Source organism: Caballeronia sordidicola (assembly GCF_002220365.1).
Taxonomy (GTDB): domain Bacteria; phylum Pseudomonadota; class Gammaproteobacteria; order Burkholderiales; family Burkholderiaceae; genus Caballeronia; species Caballeronia sordidicola_C.
In genome coordinates, this window is the sequence record NZ_MTHB01000234.1 from 128,639 (window position 1) to 145,182 (window position 16,544).

Annotated in this window: 16 protein-coding genes; 10 read left to right on the plus strand and 6 right to left on the minus strand. The window is 60.3% G+C overall.

Annotated features, from left to right (window positions below):
* From BSU04_RS32955 to BSU04_RS32970, 4 genes are all read left to right on the plus strand, one after another.
* Window positions 1-2,235 carry a xanthine dehydrogenase family protein molybdopterin-binding subunit gene (locus BSU04_RS32955; RefSeq protein WP_089164465.1) on the plus strand — a complete coding sequence of 745 codons (2,235 nt, stop codon included), beginning with the start codon at window positions 1-3 and terminating at the stop codon, window positions 2,233-2,235.
* An 11-nt stretch (window positions 2,236-2,246) separates the two neighbouring features.
* The gene (locus BSU04_RS32960; RefSeq protein ID WP_089164466.1) at window positions 2,247-3,527 is read left to right on the plus strand and encodes a c-type cytochrome; all 1,281 of its coding nucleotides are present in this window, start codon (window positions 2,247-2,249) and stop codon (window positions 3,525-3,527) included.
* Window positions 3,528-3,658: 131 nt separating this feature from the next.
* Window positions 3,659-3,931: a hypothetical protein gene (locus tag BSU04_RS32965; protein ID WP_089164467.1), complete on the plus strand. Its 273-nt coding sequence runs from the start codon at window positions 3,659-3,661 to the stop codon at window positions 3,929-3,931.
* Between the two features lie 40 nt (window positions 3,932-3,971).
* A complete protein-coding gene (locus BSU04_RS32970; RefSeq protein WP_089164468.1) occupies window positions 3,972-4,223 on the plus strand; it encodes a hypothetical protein in 252 nt (83 codons plus the stop codon).
* Window positions 4,224-4,268: 45 nt separating this feature from the next.
* Here the strand turns inward: BSU04_RS32970 and msrA are convergent, their stop codons facing one another.
* Both msrA and BSU04_RS32980 read right to left on the minus strand, forming a co-directional pair.
* Entirely contained in the window at window positions 4,269-5,012 is a 744-nt protein-coding gene (msrA, locus tag BSU04_RS32975; RefSeq protein WP_089164469.1) for a peptide-methionine (S)-S-oxide reductase MsrA, read from the minus strand.
* A 491-nt stretch (window positions 5,013-5,503) separates the two neighbouring features.
* Complete coding sequence (locus tag BSU04_RS32980) at window positions 5,504-6,745, minus strand: M20/M25/M40 family metallo-hydrolase (RefSeq protein ID WP_089164470.1); 1,242 nt, start codon at window positions 6,743-6,745, stop codon at window positions 5,504-5,506.
* 336 nt (window positions 6,746-7,081) lie between these two features.
* Between BSU04_RS32980 and kynU the strand changes: the two genes are divergently transcribed.
* The 4 genes from kynU (at window position 7,082) to BSU04_RS33000 (ending at window position 10,963) form a co-directional block, all read left to right on the plus strand.
* A complete protein-coding gene (kynU, locus tag BSU04_RS32985) occupies window positions 7,082-8,332 on the plus strand; it encodes a kynureninase (RefSeq protein WP_089164471.1) in 1,251 nt (416 codons plus the stop codon).
* A gap of 19 nt (window positions 8,333-8,351) precedes the next feature.
* Window positions 8,352-9,251 carry a tryptophan 2,3-dioxygenase gene (gene kynA, locus BSU04_RS32990; protein WP_089164472.1) on the plus strand — a complete coding sequence of 300 codons (900 nt, stop codon included), beginning with the start codon at window positions 8,352-8,354 and terminating at the stop codon, window positions 9,249-9,251.
* Between the two features lie 124 nt (window positions 9,252-9,375).
* Window positions 9,376-10,212 (plus strand): class I SAM-dependent methyltransferase, encoded by an 837-nt coding sequence (locus BSU04_RS32995; RefSeq protein WP_089164473.1) that lies wholly within the window; start codon window positions 9,376-9,378, stop codon window positions 10,210-10,212.
* A 139-nt stretch (window positions 10,213-10,351) separates the two neighbouring features.
* Window positions 10,352-10,963: a glutathione S-transferase family protein gene (locus BSU04_RS33000; RefSeq protein ID WP_089164474.1), complete on the plus strand. Its 612-nt coding sequence runs from the start codon at window positions 10,352-10,354 to the stop codon at window positions 10,961-10,963.
* Window positions 10,964-11,078: 115 nt separating this feature from the next.
* Here the strand turns inward: BSU04_RS33000 and BSU04_RS33005 are convergent, their stop codons facing one another.
* Window positions 11,079-11,993, minus strand: coding sequence for a LysR family transcriptional regulator (locus BSU04_RS33005; RefSeq protein WP_089164475.1), 915 nt, complete (start codon window positions 11,991-11,993; stop codon window positions 11,079-11,081).
* 185 nt (window positions 11,994-12,178) lie between these two features.
* On the opposite strand from BSU04_RS33005, the gene BSU04_RS33010 reads away from it, so the two are divergent.
* Window positions 12,179-12,568, plus strand: a complete 390-nt coding sequence (locus BSU04_RS33010; RefSeq protein ID WP_089164476.1) for a tautomerase family protein — start codon at window positions 12,179-12,181, stop codon at window positions 12,566-12,568.
* Window positions 12,569-12,637: 69 nt separating this feature from the next.
* On the opposite strand, the gene BSU04_RS33015 is transcribed toward BSU04_RS33010, so the two are convergent.
* Together BSU04_RS33015 and BSU04_RS33020 are read right to left on the minus strand one after the other, a co-directional pair.
* Complete coding sequence (locus tag BSU04_RS33015) at window positions 12,638-13,366, minus strand: Pr6Pr family membrane protein (RefSeq protein WP_179258516.1); 729 nt, start codon at window positions 13,364-13,366, stop codon at window positions 12,638-12,640.
* A gap of 88 nt (window positions 13,367-13,454) precedes the next feature.
* A complete protein-coding gene (locus BSU04_RS33020; protein ID WP_089164477.1) occupies window positions 13,455-13,706 on the minus strand; it encodes a DUF1488 domain-containing protein in 252 nt (83 codons plus the stop codon).
* Between the two features lie 249 nt (window positions 13,707-13,955).
* Between BSU04_RS33020 and BSU04_RS33025 the strand changes: the two genes are divergently transcribed.
* A complete protein-coding gene (locus BSU04_RS33025; RefSeq protein ID WP_089164501.1) occupies window positions 13,956-15,377 on the plus strand; it encodes an MFS transporter in 1,422 nt (473 codons plus the stop codon).
* A gap of 30 nt (window positions 15,378-15,407) precedes the next feature.
* Here BSU04_RS33025 and BSU04_RS33030 read toward each other — a convergent pair whose 3' ends face one another.
* Window positions 15,408-16,529 (minus strand): succinylglutamate desuccinylase/aspartoacylase family protein, encoded by a 1,122-nt coding sequence (locus BSU04_RS33030; protein ID WP_089164478.1) that lies wholly within the window; start codon window positions 16,527-16,529, stop codon window positions 15,408-15,410.
* Between the last annotated feature and the right edge of the window lie 15 nt (window positions 16,530-16,544).

Here is a 16,544-nt window from a genome sequence, read left to right on the forward strand (position 1 = left end):
ATGTCGCGAGGATTACTCGATGCACAGAACCGCCGCGCACCCGACGGACTGAATCGGCGTACGTTCTTAAAGCTGGGGATATCGGTCGGCGCTGCAGTTGGCGGTGGTCTGATGCTGGGTTTCAGCCTGCCCGCAGCGAGCCAGAGCGAAGCACCTACGGCCAAGTCGGTGATCGGCGGCGACGGCAACGAAGCGCCGCAAAGCGGTGTATTCGAGCCCAACGCGTTTGTGCAAATCGACGCAACAGGCAAGGTGACGCTGGTGATTCCCAAGGTCGAGATGGGCCAGGGAATCTATACGTCCATCCCCATGCTGATCGCGGAAGAACTGGAAGTGCCGCTGGATAGCGTGGTGATCGATCACGCACCGCCCAACGAAAAGCTCTTCATGGACCCGCTGCTCGGCGGCCAGTTGACCGGTGGATCGACATCGATCCGCTATGCATGGGAGCCCATGCGAAAAGCCGGTGCAACCGCACGCGTGATGCTCATTTCCGCTGCGGCGCAGCAGTGGCAGGTCGACCCGGCGACGTGCCATGCGGAGAAAGGCGAAGTCGTGCATGCCGCGAGCAATCGCCGCATTGGTTACGGACAACTCGTCGATGCCGCCGCGAAACTGCCCGCGCCGCAGAACGTGCCGCTTAAAGACCCGAAGGATTTCAAGCTGATCGGCACGGCTGCCAAGCGTCTCGACTCGCCCGAAAAAGCGGACGGCACGGCCATGTTCGGGCTCGATGTCCGCGTGCCGGGGATGGTCTATGCCGCCATTGTGAATAGCCCGGTGTTTGGCGGTACGCTTGCGTCCGTCGACGACACGAACGCGAAGAAGATCCCCGGCGTTCGCCAGGTGATCAAGCTCGACAATGGCGTGGCGGTGATCGGCGACCATACGTGGGCCGCCAAGCGCGGCGCGGCAGCGCTCGACATCACGTGGAACGAAGGTCGCGGCTCGGACTTTTCAACGGCCAAGGTGGTTCAGCAACTTGCCGATGCATCGAAGCGCGACGGTGCAGTTGCGCGCAAGGATGGCGACGTCAAGAAGGGCTTCAACGACGCCAAGACGCGCATTGATGCTGTGTACCAGCAACCCTTCCTCGCACACGCCACCATGGAGCCGGTCAACTGCACGGTGTCTGTGCGCGCTGACGGCTGCGATATCTGGGTGGGCACGCAAGTCCCCACGCGCGCGGTGGATACCGCCGTGAAGATCACCGGCCTCACTGCCGACAAGATCACCGTGCACAACCACTTGCTCGGCGGCGGCTTCGGACGCCGGCTGGAAACCGATTTCATCGGCCAGGCGCTGAAGGTCGGCAAGCAGGTCGGCACGCCCGTGAAGGTCACGTGGACACGCGAGGAGGACGTCCAGCACGACATGTATCGGCCATACTACTACGACGTCATCTCCGCCGGACTCGATGCCAACGGCAAGCCCGTTGCGTGGCAGCATCGCATAGTGGGATCTTCCGTGATGGCGCGTTTCGCTCCGCCTGCGTTCAAGAACGGCCTCGATCCGGATGCGGTGGAAGTGGCTGCCGACCTTCCCTATGACCTCCCCAACCAGTTCATCGACTATGTGCGCCAGGAGCCCATGGACGTGCCGACCGCGTTCTGGCGCGGCGTAGGTCCGACTCGCGGCACCTTCGTAGTCGAAAGTTTCATGGACGAGTTGGCCGCGCAAGCGAAGGTCGACCCGGTGAAGTATCGCCATGACCTGCTCGGCAAGACACCGCGCGCGCAGAACGTGCTCGACGTCGCCGCCCGTGAATCCGGCTGGGGCAACACGCCACCGAAGGGTCAGGGGCGCGGGGTATCGGTGATGCACGCATTCGGCAGCTTCTTCGGCATGGTGGTGGACGTGAGCGTGAACGGCGAAGGCGAAGTAGCCGTGAACCGCGTGGTCTGCGCGGTGGATTGCGGCATGGTGGTCAATCCGAACACCATTGAAGCGCAGATCCAGGGCGGCATCATCTTCGGCATCACGGCAGCGCTTTATAGCGAGATCACGATCAAGGACGGCCGCGTCGAACAATCCAACTTCACGGATTACCGGATGTTGCGGATCGATCAGACGCCGCCTATCGAAGTGCATATTGTAAAGAGCAGCGAGGCGCCCGGAGGCATCGGCGAACCGGGTACGGCAGCGCTTGCTCCCGCGCTGACCAACGCGATTTTTGCCGCCACCGGCAAGCGCTTACGGCAGTTGCCCGTTGGCCGTCAACTGCAAAGCGCATGAGGGAACACACAATGATCAAACATCTTGTTGCCTCCCTTGGGCTTACGTTCATCACGCTCAGCCTGCCCTTGCTGGCTCATGCTGCTGCGAGTGACGATCCGCTGGTTGCCCGCGGCGCATATCTCGCGAAGGTGGGCGATTGCGTGGCCTGTCATTCCGCGCCCAAGGGCAAGCCGTTCGCCGGCGGCCTGCCGATGACCACGCCCATGGGGAATATCTACACCACCAACATCACGCCGGACCCCGATACGGGTATCGGTAAATGGAGCGAGGAAGACTTCGAAAAGGCGCTGCGCCAGGGCGTGGCGAAGGACGGTCACAACCTCTATCCGGCAATGCCCTACACGTCCTATGTGAAGGTCCGCGACGACGACGTGAAGGCGCTCTATGCGTACTTCATGAAAGGAGTCGCACCGGTGAACCAGGCGAACCGTCCATCCGATATTCCCTTCCCGTTGAACATGCGCTGGCCGCTCAAGTTCTGGAACATGGTGTTCCTCGATAAAGGTGTTTATCGCGACAAGGACGGCCGGGACGTAGCGTGGAATCGCGGTGCTTACCTGATTCAGGGCCTGGGCCATTGCAGCGCGTGCCATACGCCTCGCGGTATCGCATTCCAGGAGAAGGCGCTCGATGAAAGCGGCAGCGCGTGGCTCACAGGCGGCGTACTCGACGGCTGGTTTGCATCCAACCTGACGGGCGAGCAGAACGTCGGACTGGGCCGCTGGTCGGATGCTGAGCTGACCACGTTCCTGAAGACCGGAGCGAACGCGCATGCATCGGCGTTCGGATCCATGACGGATGTGATCAACCACAGCACGCAAGGGATGAGCGATCAGGACCTGACTGCCATGTCGGCTTATCTGAAGTCGTTGCCGGCAGCGGGCGGCACCAACGCTCCGGCCTATGCCTACGATCCGAAAGCGACCGCGGCACTGCTGCAACGTCCGGCCAATGATGCCGGCGCGAAGGTTTATACCGCGTACTGCATGCATTGCCACGGCGTGGATGGCCGTGCGTTCGCACCGCTGCTGGCGCCCTTGGCGGGCAATCCGAACGTGATGGAGAAGGACGCATCGTCGCTGATCAACGTCACGCTGAACGGCACGCACGACCTCGTGATACAAGGCATTCCCGCCGCGTATCCAATGCCGAAGTACGCGCCGGTACTCAACGATCAGCAGATCGCCGACGTGCTCACGTTCATTCGCGCCGGATGGAACAACGGTGCGCCCGCGGTCGGGGCGGCAGATGTCGCGAAGCTTCGAAAGAGCACGCAGGCATCGCAGTAAGTTGTTAAAGGTCTTGGCGCCTTAGCGAAAGCGGCGGCGGATTTTCAAGTCCGCCGCCGCTATGCGTAAACACATCGTCAGGACCGCGTTCGCGTTCATAATGGGATTCCTCGACGAACAGGGAGACGGCCATGCATCAAGACGTTGAAGTTGGCGACTACCTTCTGACTATAAATGCCGAGCCAAAATGCGACCCGCCTGACGCGGAAAAGATTATTGGTTTTAACGTCCGCGTACTTGTGACTCGCCATGACGGAACGCCGGTTCACGGTTCGGTGCACGCGGAAGATTCTGGCGAGTTGACCGGTAATCACGGGCCCTACGTCACGATGGCAGAAGCCATTGCTCACGGCGAGGCATGGGGTAGACACTTCGTCGCTCGCGTATTGGGTGGGGCGGTCTAGCTTCCCCATTTAACGCCGGCTTCTGAAGGCGGAGGTTTCCATGTGGGAAAGAATAGACTACAAGGGCTTTGAGATCTGGGTGCTGCCGATCCTTGCATACGGACCTCCCACGCCAGATACTCCTTACCATTACAACGGGTACGTATGTCGACCAGGTGCGGACCTGCGTCACGCCGGGCAACGCACGCAGTTTTATGAGCTCGGCAACGTCTTTGATACTGAAGCAAAGGCGCTGGATGCGGCCTATCACGCGGGGCGCGATCTCGTCGACAAGCTGATTGAGAAAGGCTGAGTCGTGACGTCGGGTTAGGCGGCGGATTTCAAGTCCGCCGCTTTTCTATTCCTGCGATGCCACGCTCAGCAGCACCGGTTTATCGCGATACAGCGTCGGATACAGGCGCTTCAGGTTCTCGACCTTCGGCAAGTCATTGATCGCGATATACGGTGCATCCGGATGCAGCGTCAAATAATTCTGGTGATAAGCCTCGGCAGGATAAAACCCCTTGAGCGCGTCTGTCTTCGTCACGATCGGCGAGGAGAAAACATGCGCCTTGTCGAGTTGCGCGATATAGCTTTGCGCGATGCGTTTTTGCATGTCGTTGGCCGGAAAGATTGCCGAACGATATTGCGTTCCACTGTCCGGGCCTTGCCGGTTCAATTCCGTCGGGTCGTGAGCGACCGAGAAATAGATTTGCAGCAATTTGCCGTAGGTGATCTTCGTCGGGTCATACGTGATCTGCACGGACTCGGCGTGACCCGTCTGGCCCCCGCTGACGGTCTCGTATTGCGCGGTCTGGGGCTGGCCGCCGGAGTAGCCCGACACAACCTTCGTCACGCCATTTACGTGCTGGAACACGCCTTGAACGCCCCAAAAACAGCCGCCTGCCAGCACGGCGGTTTCCTGGTGCGCTCCATTCGCGGGTTCGTCGAGCACGGGAGCCGCAATGGCGACCGCGGCTTCTGACGAATGCGCCGGATGCATGGATGCGAACAAGATGCCGACGCCAAGACCAACAGCCGCCAACAGCGCCGCGACGCGCGAGCGCAGGAACGTGGCAGGATTTTGCTTCGTGGAAATCATGGAGAGCCTCCGGGGTTCAGGACGACGCGGTGTAGCTTATGCCCGGCAGCCAAGAGCCTGGCGGGCGCCCAAGCGCCGTCCTCTTGCATCATGTTAGCGCGCCTGGAGACGTGTGGAAGCTTGATGACAAAGATGTCATCGAAAGGTCATGGAAAGATCAGGACGGGGTGCGGCAGCCCCGGATTTCCTGATTGACATGCAAGAGACCAGGGACGATGTCGCACGGGTCTCCTTACGTCACCTGCTGAACGTGTGCGCGGCGCGCCGTGACTGTTGAAACAACAAACGCCAGCGCGATATACAGCGGATATGTCGAGCGCCCTAAATGCAGTGTGAAACACAATGTCCGGGAATATCTGCAGGATCCACACGCCACCGAGCAATTGCAGATCGATTGCATATTGCGTCGGCAAGAACACGATAAACCGCAGCGCGCCTTTTGAAGCGCGATAGCGTTGTCGGTTTTTATCCGCGCCGACGCAGGATACGGCTTAGGGCTGTTGCCCAAGCAAATCCGCAAGCGCAATCGCAACCGTTTTCGTCGCGACCTTCAAGTCTTCAAGCGCGACACGCTCGTCGGCCCGATGCCCGTTCGCCTCAAGCAACGTCCGTGGACCGGCGCCGTAGATAACCGTTGGTACGCCCGCCTCGCAATACAGACGGGCATCGGTGTAAAGAGGCACGCCCTCGGTCGGAATGTCACGCTGCAAAGTAACCAGGGCCGCGCGTTGCAACGCTTGTGACAAGCGCTCTGCGCCGTCAAGCGAGCACAACGGCGACGTAACCAACACCTCTTGTATCTCCACGCCAATGCCGGCCAAGCCTTCCACCGACGCCATGATCAACGTCTTCAATTGCTTAAGCACGTCCTGCGGATTCTCCTCCGGCACCACCCGCCGGTCGAGCCGCAAACTCACCTTGTCAGGCACCACATTTGTATTGATGCCGCCTTTGATCAGACCCACAACTAAAGTTGGATGATCAATTCCCGGCGTCTTCGAATGGATCTCGCGCAATGCTGCCCGATGAGCGTACAGCGCATTGAGCACCGCCGTAGCGGCCTCCAGTGCGTCGTGCCCGGTATCGGGCCGCGCCGCGTGCGCCGACTTGCCCCGCACCGTGACTTCCAAATGGATCGCACCATTATGCGCTGTCGTGATCGCATAGGAAAAGCCTGCACAGATGGCGTAATCGGGCTTCACGATGCCCTGCTTCAACAACCACCCCGGCCCGATCAGGCCGCCGGTTTCTTCGTCATAGGTCAAGTGCAGCTCCACCGTCCCGCCGAGCGTCGCACCACTCTCGATCAAGGCCTTCAACGCGAACGCATAGGTGGCGAAGTCCGACTTCGATACCGCTGCGCCGCGCCCGATCATGAAACCATCGCGAATCTCGGCACCGTATGGATCGGCGGTCCAGCCATCGCCTGGCGGCACCACGTCGCCGTGCGCGTTCAGCGCAATCACCGGCCCCGCGCCGAAGCAATGGCGAATCACCAGGTTTGTCGCGCTGATCATGCCGGCACGCGTGACATCGTCGGCCGGCACTGGATGACGTTCGACCGTGAAGCCAATCCGCTCCAGCCATTGCGCCGCCATCTCCGCGTGGCCGGCGCAATCGCCCGGCGGATTGTCCGACGGTTTTTGCACAAGCGCGCAAAGGAACTGGACCTCTTGGTCAAAGTGATGATCGACGCAGTCGGTCAGGGTCGAGGCAAGAACGTGGTGGGTCATGAGCGATGGTCTGATCTAAGTAACGCGCTGAGGGTTGGCTGCATGGTAACGAGTAACGCTGCTGCAGGCGAGCGGCAACAGCTTAGCGGACCCGGCCGACGGCTTGGTGAGCGCACCCGAATGCCGCCCATAACAGATCGCAATCAATTTATTGCGCTTAAGCGCGGTTTTCATCGAAGAAAATTGCATCTGGACTCAAACGCCGCGTTTGTTTCGCAATCAATTAAAGACCTTTCTCGGCTAAGCTTTCAGGCATGGGCACGCGCTCCGCCAGACGGCGGCGAGACGCGGATTTCCGTCTGGCACGGACACAATAACTCACTGGAATACGCTTCAATGAACCATAGAGACGATGCTGCGGCACTCGACCGCGACGATCCGCTAGCCAGTTTGCGCGAGCAGTTCGCGCTGGGCTTCGACACCATCTATCTGGACGGCAACTCGCTTGGCGTCCCGCCCAAGGCCGCCGCCTCGCGCGCCGCCGCCGTCATCACCGGCGAGTGGGGCGACGGTTTGATCCGCTCGTGGAATACAGCGGGATGGTTCGCGTTGCCCAAGCGGCTTGGCAACAAGCTGGCTCCGTTGATTGGCGCGGCCGAGGACGAAGTGGTTGTCACCGACACCATTTCCAGCAACCTCTTCAAGATCCTGTCGGCGGCGCTGCGAGTAGCCGATGAGCGCGACCCCAAGCGCCGTGTCATTGTCTCCGAACGCTCGAATTTCCCGACCGATCTCTACATTGCTCAAGGCCTGATCGAACAACTGGATCGCGGATATGAACTGCGTCTTGTGGATCATGCATCCGAGCTCGCCAGCGCTATCGGCGAGAACACGGCCATCGCCATGATCACGCACGTCAATTACCGCACGGGCGCCATGCACGACATGGCCGCGTTGACCCGTGTGATCCATCGGGCGGGGGCGCTCGCGGTCTGGGATCTGGCACATTCAGCAGGAGCGGTCCCCGTCGATCTCAACGGCGCCGGTGCGGATTACGCCGTCGGCTGCACCTACAAGTACCTGAATGGCGGACCGGGTTCCCCCGCGTTCATCTGGGTGCCGAAGCGGCTGCAGAATGTTTTCTCACAACCGCTGTCCGGTTGGTGGGGCCATAAGAAGCCCTTTGAAATGAGCTCCGAGTATCGGCCCGATGATGGCATCGGCCGGTTCTTGTGCGGCACGCAACCTATTGTCTCGATGTCGATGATCGAATGCGGCCTCGACGTGTTCGGGCAAACCGATATGGCTGCATTGCGTCGGAAATCGCTGGCGCTGAGCGACTTGTTCATCGAACTGGTCGAGACACGCTGCAGCGAATTTCCGTTGCAGCTCGTGACGCCGCGAGCACATGCTGAACGCGGATCGCAGGCAAGCTTCGAACATCCGCATGGATATGAGGTCATGCAGGCGCTGATCGCGCGCAACGTGATTGGCGACTACCGCGAGCCGCGCATCTTGCGCTTCGGCTTCACACCGCTTTACACCCGCTATGTGGATGTATGGGACGCCGTTGAAACATTACGCGACGTGCTTGCGACCGAAGCATGGCGTGCACCCGAGTTCGCCGAACGTGGCGCCGTTACCTGACACAAGCGGAGAACGCGCGATGACACAATCACATGAAAGCGAAGGCACGGGCGGCTGTCCCATGGGCTACGGGCCGGCCGGCAACGCTGAGCCGAAGCCCGAAGGCTGGCATGACGCGCAGCTCGACTTCTCCGGTTCGATGAGCTACGGCGACTATCTCTCGCTCGACACGCTCCTGTCAGCGCAGCACCCGCTCTCGCCTGACCACAACGAAATGCTGTTCATCGTGCAGCATCAGACGAGCGAGTTATGGATGAAGCTCGCGTTGTATGAGCTGCATGCGGCGCTCGCCGCCGTGCGTCGCGATGACCTGCCGCCCGCATTCAAGATGCTCGCGCGTGTTTCGCGCATACTCGATCAGCTGGTCCAGGCGTGGAGCGTTCTCGCGACCATGACGCCGTCCGAATACACGGCAATGCGGCCTTATCTGGGAGCATCGTCCGGATTCCAGTCGCATCAGTACCGGCAGATCGAGTTCCTGCTAGGCAACAAGAATGCGCAGATGCTCAAGCCGTATGCGCATCGTCCGAACGTGCTCGCCGAGGTCAAGGCGACGCTTGACACCCCCTCGTTCTACGATGAAGTCATCCGCCTGCTTGCGCGCCGCGGTTTCCCGGTCGCACCGCAAAGGCTGGAGCGCGACTGGAGTCAGCCGACCACGCACGACGCCAGCGTGGAAGCGGCGTGGCTTACGGTGTACCGCGAGCCGACGCAGCATTGGGAGCTCTACGAGATGGCGGAAGAGCTCGTCGATCTCGAAGATTCTTTCCGGCAATGGCGCTTTCGCCACGTCACCACCGTTGAGCGGATTATCGGCTTCAAGCAAGGCACGGGCGGAACCAGCGGCGCGCTTTATTTGCGAAAGATGCTGGACGTCGTGCTGTTTCCTGAGTTATGGCATGTCAGGACGCTGCTCTGAGCGTTCGATTGCATGGTTCAAATTGAGCCGGTCATACGCGCGGCCCCTTTAGAAACCTGAAGGTCGCGCGGGGTAAAACAGACTCGCTCTGACAAGCCACGCACTTTGCCCGATAATAACCCGCATGAAAATGCTCCCTACCCCCCGTCTCATGCGGCGTGCGTTTCTGGCGTTGCCCGCAGCCCTGCTGCTAGCGTCGTGCGCAACGCCCACCGCGCCGATATCACTCGATTCCGCCATTGCCGCGCCGTATCGTGGAGACAAGGCGCAGGCGCGCGACATGTACCGGCATCCGAAAGAGACACTGGAATTCTTCGGGCTCGCACCGAACCAGAGCGTGCTGGAAATCGCGCCGGGCGGCGGCTGGTACACGGACATCCTCGGGCCTTATCTGCGGGCGCGCGGCACGCTTTACGAAGCGCAATATCTGCCGCCCCAAGGGGAGCTTCCTGCCGGAGAAGCAAAGAGCAATGCCGTGTTCGAGCGCAAGCTCGCTGCCGCGCCCGACACCTTCGGAACGGTTGTGGTCGGCACGTTGCAAGCGGGGCAGTTCGGCGGCTTGCCTGCAGGGCTGCAAGTTGATCGCGTGCTGACGTTCCGTAATATTCACAACTGGATAGAAGACGGTCAGGTCGATGCCAACCTGCGTGCGTTCTATTCGGTCCTGAAACCGGGCGGCGTGCTCGGTGTGGAAGAGCATCGCGCACTACCAGGCACATCGGTTCAGCAAATGATCGATACCGGCTACCTGACCGAAGCCTACGTGATCGAGCATGCGCAGGCAGCGGGATTCAAGCTTGCCGCGCGCAGCGAGATCAATAGCAATCCCCGCGATACGAAGGACTATCCGCACGGCGTGTGGTCCTTGCCGCCGACTTACCGCGGCGGCGATACTGACCGCGCGCGCTTCGCCGCCATTGGCGAATCGGACCGGATGACGCTGCGCTTCGTCAAGCCGTAGGTTTCGTCGAGCCGTAGGGTTCGTCGAGCCGTACAAGCAGGCCCGATTTAATTGCATGGTCACCACATCGATGTGGACCGAAGCTTGCGTGCTACCCGCGGCGCCCCCCTTCTTGAACGTTCAAATCACAAGGTTATCCATGATCGAAGTCCATCATCTAAACGAATCCCGGTCGCGACGCATTACGTGGCTGCTCGAAGAACTCGGACTCGACTACACCGTCCACGCTTACCAACGCAATCCAAAGACGCGCCTGGCCCCGCCTGAACTTGAGAAGATTCATCCGCTGGGAAAGGCGCCCGTGATTCGGGATGGTGATGAAGTGATCTTCGAGTCCGGCGCTATCATTGAATATCTGGTGCGCAAATATGGAAACGGCCGGCTTGCACCCTCGTCGGACTCGCGTGACTACAATCGTTATTTGCAGTTTCTGCACTACGCGGAAGGTTCGGCCATGCTGCCGCTCATGCTCAAGCTCTACACGAGCCGGCTTGGCGATGGCGCTGCACCGCTGCAGCCGCGCATTGAAAGTGAAATGCAAAGGCACCTCGGCTTTCTGAACAGCGAGCTCGCAGGACGAGACTATTTCATTGGCAACGAACTGACCGGCGCCGACGTTCAACTGTCGTTCGCCGTCCAGATGGCCGTGAAGTTCTGCGGCGAAGAAGCGTACCCCAACCTCACGGCGTTTGTCCGGCGTATTGAAGCGCGTGACGCGTATCGGCGGGCGATCGAAAAGTCGGGAGAGTAAGCGACTTCGTGCGTCGTTGGCAGGGGCATGGAACGCTTGCTCAGCCAACGACGCACGCTCATCAAAACCCGACTGGCCGGTCCCAGCGCCGAAGGAAACCATTGCACGCAGTTTCTTAGCGGCTGCGACCAGCAGCGGCACTCGGGAACCCCTCGGCCACGGCATCGCCAAACACACTGGCTGCACTCTTTAAATTCCCTAACTGAACAGCGTGAATCAGCCAGATATCGAGACTTAATGAAAAGTCTTTCACGTCAACGACGGATAGTTCGGCATACGAATCACTTCGGCGAAGCACGCTCCGCGGCACCAGCCCCAAACCAAGCCCTGCAGCAATCAACTTCAGTTGCATCTCGGTGCCGTGCGTATCCACGCTCAACCTCAGTTCGCGCCCCGCCGCTTGCATCGCCCGCTCCAGCGCGGCACGGTAACCGCAACCCAGCGGGTTGAGGATCCAATCCTGCTCCGCAAGCGCCTTGATGGTCGAGCGCCGCTCAACCACTGGCCGCCGTTTGCTCTGGACCACCAGCACCTCGAGCGTCGTGATAAACCGGCCCGCCACATTGGCCGGCAGCGTGCTGGGGGATGGCAGCAGCAACGTTGCTGCGTCCAGCTTCCCAAGGCTGACCTGCTGCAGCAACCCCGTGCTCCATTCCGTATGCGACTGAACCTCCAGCGCCGGGAACGCCGCTTTCAGACGCATTACCGCGTCGAATAAAACGATCTCCGCTACCACCTGCGAAAGGCCCAGCCGAAACGTTCCGCTCGGCACCGCCTCTTCCCGGGGAATCTCAAGCAGTTGATTCACGCTGCGCATCAGCGGAACCGCTTGTTCGTAGATCCGGCGTGCAAGCGCGGTTGCTTGAGGAGGCTTACTGTTGCGGTCCAGAAGTTCCGCGCCAAGGACCGCTTCAAGATGCTGAATCCGCCGCGATATAGCCGATTGGGTCAAGGACAATACGTCCGCCGCCCGCGTCAATGAATTGTGGTCGAGCACCGCAACCAGGGTTTTAAGGTCTTCGAATAACATGCCTGGCTCTCATGATTAAGATGAAAACTATGCGCTTGATGCAAGTTTCTACCTAGTCTAATCTTCAATGGCAAACCGTGCGACTGAGATGTCTTTTAATTCAGTGCGCAAATTCTCGCCGCGGCAGCACGCTGCTTATGTCGTGGCCAGCGTTCCCATTCCCCACTTAAGCCTGAGGTCAAACCATGCCACTCGTTCGAATCAATCTCGCGCAAACTGCATCGCCGGAAGTCGTTCAAGCAATCAGCAACGTCGTGTACGACGCGATGATCGACGTAGTCAAAGTGCCCGAGCACGACAAGTTTCAGATCATCACGCGCCATGCGCCTGACGAATTGATCTACCCGGCAGAGGGATACCTGGGCGTGACCTACACGCCGGGGATCGTATTTATCCAGGTGACGTGGAACACCGGCCGCACGATTGAGATGAAGAAAGCGTTTTATCGCGCGGTGGCGGACGGCATACACGCGAAGACGGGCGTACGAAAGGAAGATGTCTGGATCAACCTGGTCGAGACGAATCGCGAAGACTGGTCCTTCGGCAATGGCGACATGCACTACGCGCCGAAGTAGTCTCCATGCACACGTTCTGAGGCACCGCCGTTCGCGCAACTACGCGACCGGCGGCCAGACGAAGAGGCGCTAATGCGCACGCCTGTGATTCAAAGCGATGAACACGCCCATCAGCGTGACAAACGCCAGCACGAGCAAGGTCGCGTTGAGCAGCACATGCGGATAGCCAAGTTCACCGACATCAATGAACGGATAGGGATAAAAGTCCGACGTGCTGCCGCGCCAAAGCGTGATGCACAGATAACCTAGCGGATAGATCAGCCACAGCACGCATTGCCGCAGAGTCAGGTGAAAACGCGGCACAAACAGCACCCAGTAGATTGCCGACAATAGCGGAACGATCGTGTGCAGGCATTCGTTGAGCACCGCCCGGTATCCCGAAGGCGTCCACAAGTGACGCAGCAACAAGTTATAAGCCAGTCCCACAAACACGATGTACACCACGACCGCCGTCACCACCGGCGGCTGGCGAAAAAATCTCCCGAGCGGCGACCGGCCAAGCGCGGCGACAAACGAAAAACAAAGGGCAACCGCAAATACGGTCAGGTTCGTCAGATAGCTGCTAAGGCGTTCAAACCCATCGAATACGCTTAAGCCCCTGGCCAGCATTCGGTGGACCGTGATATCGGTTTGCGCGGCGAGCGCCAGCCACGCTATTGTCGCGATGCACGCGGCCAGCAATAGCGATGCGGTGCCGGGCGTATGCAAGGGCAACGCGTGCTCTGCCCCCACCTGTGGCGGGCTTTGCGTCAGCCGGCGGGTCCGGCTTTCAGGCTGCGTGGGAATCGGCTTGGACATGCTGCGATTTTATACGCGGCAGGTCAGAGCTGCAGCGCGCAGTTCTGCCGAGGCCGGCGATTAGCCGGAGCAGCACGTGCAATCAAGCTCAGGATATCTTGAAGATGTTTTGCGCGCCGCGTACGTACAGCCCTTCGGCTTTCAGGAGAATGCGTTCGCGGTACAGATCGAAGGCGGCGAGCACGGCGGATTCACCCGACCCCATTTGCGGATTGAAACTCGAGAGGGCCGCATCGTCTATCTGGAATGCGATCTCGCGCGAACCGTCATACCCCCAAAAGCACACACAGTGCCGGGAGTCGTCATAGGAACGGCTTGGGTTCGGGAAATTGAGTTTCATACGCCATCCTAGTCCTATTAGTGTGGCGCGCGCGACGGTGTTATTCATAGTAATTACCCTGACTTAGCACGCTTCGTGTCTTGAACCCACACCCTGACTGTACGGCTTTTGTAATGAATTCAGCGCCGCGACGCTCTCACCTCGTGCTCCGTGGTTCAAGTAGACTCTGGTGCCACGCAATCGATCGAACCCTCGGGGCCTTGCTGCAAGGCGCGTCGTTGGCTCTACCTGAAATACGCTCACCGCCTCGTGAAACCTGCCAACTTCCGCATCACCGCCGCCGTTGTAGCCAGCGCGCTTTTTATGCAAAACATGGACGGTACGATTGTCGCGACGGCGCTGCCCGCCATGGCGCGCGATCTCGGCGTCGACCCGGTCCATCTGAGCGGCGCCATTACCGCTTATCTGGTGGCGCTGACGGTATTCATTCCGGCTAGCGGATGGGTGGCCGACCGCTTCGGTGCGAAGCGCGTCTTCATGTGGGCAATTGCAACCTTCACGCTGGCCTCGCTCGCGTGCGCAGCGGCCGCAAACCTCCCGCAGCTCATTGCTGCGCGCATCGTGCAGGGTATCGGCGGGGCCATGATGGTGCCGGTCGGACGTCTGATCCTTTTCCGTGGCGTCAAACGCGAAGAGTTGTTGCAGGCCACCACCTGGCTCACCATGCCGGCTCTCATCGGCCCCTTGATGGGTCCGCCACTAGGGGGTTTCCTCACCGATACCCTCTCATGGCGCAGCATCTTCTGGGTCAACGTGCCTGTCGGCATAGTGGGTTTGCTGCTGACGTGGCGCTTGCTGCCGGCCGCGCCTCCCGAACATCATGCGCCGCCCGACGTGCGCGGAATGATGTTGATAGGCGGGTCACTGACGCTGTTCATGATCGGCATTGAATGCGCCGGACGTGGGGTCCTGTCGCCGTTTGCGTCGCCCGCATGCGTCGCTGCAGGCGTACTGATGTTCTGGCTGGCCGTCAGGCACTGCCGCCGCGTGGACAATCCGGCTGTCGATTTCTCGCTGCTCGCCATTCCGACCTTTCATGCGGCGACTATTGCGGGGAGTTTGTTCCGTGCCGGTGCCGGCGCACTGCCGTTTCTCGTGCCGCTGACGTTGCAAACCGGCTTCGGCTATAGCGCCTCCGCTAGTGGCCTCGTCACGTTCGCCAGCGCGCTAGGATCATTTTGCATGCGGCCCATGACATCGCTTGCACTAAGGCGCTTTTCCGTCCGGACCGTCTTGTGCGCAGGCAGTGTTTCGTTTGCCGCAGTGCTCGTGGCGTGCTCATTCATGTCGCAGAACTGGCCCGCGGGCGCCATCTTCTTGTTGCTGCTTGTAGGCGGATTGTCGCGCTCGCTTAGCTTCGCCACCATGGGCGCGCTCGCTTTTGCCGACGTGCCCAAGACCAAGCTTGCTGCCGCCACCTCATTCCAGGGGACCGCTCAGCAATTGATGAAGGCGGTCGGTGTGACGGTCGCGGCGGGGACCATTCAAGTCACCATGATCGTGGCCCCCGGCGCGCATGCCGAACGGTGGCAGTTGGCCTCGGCTTTTATTGTTACCGCACTGGTCGTTATCACTTCCTATCCGATGTTCATGCGGATGCCCGCCGAAGCAGGGGCCGGCATTTCTGCTTCGCGAGGGTCCACACGCGCTCGCGCGGGCGAGGCGAAGTGACGCCTCGAGTGACGCCTCCAGTGACGCTATTTACGCGCCGATCAACACGCCGGTCCTGAACGGGACCGCGCCCGTTACACGGCCCATCGGTGCGCCCGCGATCACAAAGCGAATCGCCCGACGCATATAAAAAACGCCGTCGTTCTTCGTAGTGAGCGTGGTCACTTCGTCCGTGATCGGATCGACGATATCGAAGACCGGGTCACCCGCTTTCAGATGTGCCCCAACCTGTGCGCGATACACCACCACGCCGCTTGCCGGTGCAATGAACTGCTCGCTGCCGGCCAGCGGTGTCGCGGGATGATTGAGCGGCGGCAGTTCGCGCGCCTTGCCTTCGATCACACCCCGATACATCAGGTAATCGACAATCGCGTCCGCGTCCTGTTCTGCGAGTTCATAGGACACGTCGCGTTGGCCGCGATGCTCGATTGTCAGTGCAACGTTCGGCGCGGCGAGCGGCGTGCCCTCGCCCAGAAGCGCACGAACGTCGTTCCATAGTTGCGTATGAACCTCGTCGAATGACTGGCCGCCCGAGTCCGCCGCCAGCAAGACACCGCTCGCGCCCAGATAACGCGCAAGCGGCTCGACCGCCGGCCAGCTCGCTGGGCTCGTGTACAGGTGCATGGTGGCTTCAAGCGAACAATGCAGGTCGAGGATCACGTCGGCATCGGCTGCCATGATCAGCATCTCGCGCCGCAAGGACTCGAACTCATTCTTCGGCTTGACGTCAGCGAGCATGTCGCATACCGCTCGCCGCAATAAACGCGTGTTGCTGTCGGCGTCCTGCGTCCACTGGCTACCAATGCGCTCGACCAAAGCAGCGGCAGCAGGCAGCGGAAAGCTGCGATTGAAGTTGTGGCCGCTATTCAACTCGAAGCGTCCAAGGAACTGACCGAGTACATGCTGCGAAAGTCCGATCGGGTTTGCGACCGGCACCAGGATCACCTCGCCGCGAATGCGTCCCGCCTTTTCCAGTTCGATCAGCCGTTGCTTCAGGCGCCATGCGGTCAGCATTGCGGGTATTTCGTCCGCGTGCAGTGACGCCTGCACATAGATCTTCTCGCCCGTACCCGGTGTGCCGAAGTGAAAGCTGACGAACTCGCGGCGCGTGCCAATGGATGTGGAAACCAGCGGCGTGCTTTGGATGTGCATCGAATACTCCTGAAA

What these genes read in the sequence shown, in the direction of transcription:
- BSU04_RS32955 (WP_089164465.1), top strand. Translation starts at nt 1, where the DNA reads ATGTCGCGAGGATTACTCGATGCACAGAACCGCCGCGCACCCGACGGA.
- BSU04_RS32960 (WP_089164466.1), top strand. Translation starts at nt 2,247, where the DNA reads ATGATCAAACATCTTGTTGCCTCCCTTGGGCTTACGTTCATCACGCTC.
- BSU04_RS32965 (WP_089164467.1), top strand. Translation starts at nt 3,659, where the DNA reads ATGCATCAAGACGTTGAAGTTGGCGACTACCTTCTGACTATAAATGCC.
- BSU04_RS32970 (WP_089164468.1), top strand. Translation starts at nt 3,972, where the DNA reads ATGTGGGAAAGAATAGACTACAAGGGCTTTGAGATCTGGGTGCTGCCG.
- msrA (WP_089164469.1), bottom strand. Translation starts at nt 5,012, where the DNA reads ATGATTTCCACGAAGCAAAATCCTGCCACGTTCCTGCGCTCGCGCGTC.
- BSU04_RS32980 (WP_089164470.1), bottom strand. Translation starts at nt 6,745, where the DNA reads ATGACCCACCACGTTCTTGCCTCGACCCTGACCGACTGCGTCGATCAT.
- kynU (WP_089164471.1), top strand. Translation starts at nt 7,082, where the DNA reads ATGAACCATAGAGACGATGCTGCGGCACTCGACCGCGACGATCCGCTA.
- kynA (WP_089164472.1), top strand. Translation starts at nt 8,352, where the DNA reads ATGACACAATCACATGAAAGCGAAGGCACGGGCGGCTGTCCCATGGGC.
- BSU04_RS32995 (WP_089164473.1), top strand. Translation starts at nt 9,376, where the DNA reads ATGAAAATGCTCCCTACCCCCCGTCTCATGCGGCGTGCGTTTCTGGCG.
- BSU04_RS33000 (WP_089164474.1), top strand. Translation starts at nt 10,352, where the DNA reads ATGATCGAAGTCCATCATCTAAACGAATCCCGGTCGCGACGCATTACG.
- BSU04_RS33005 (WP_089164475.1), bottom strand. Translation starts at nt 11,993, where the DNA reads ATGTTATTCGAAGACCTTAAAACCCTGGTTGCGGTGCTCGACCACAAT.
- BSU04_RS33010 (WP_089164476.1), top strand. Translation starts at nt 12,179, where the DNA reads ATGCCACTCGTTCGAATCAATCTCGCGCAAACTGCATCGCCGGAAGTC.
- BSU04_RS33015 (WP_179258516.1), bottom strand. Translation starts at nt 13,366, where the DNA reads ATGTCCAAGCCGATTCCCACGCAGCCTGAAAGCCGGACCCGCCGGCTG.
- BSU04_RS33020 (WP_089164477.1), bottom strand. Translation starts at nt 13,706, where the DNA reads ATGAAACTCAATTTCCCGAACCCAAGCCGTTCCTATGACGACTCCCGG.
- BSU04_RS33030 (WP_089164478.1), bottom strand. Translation starts at nt 16,529, where the DNA reads ATGCACATCCAAAGCACGCCGCTGGTTTCCACATCCATTGGCACGCGC.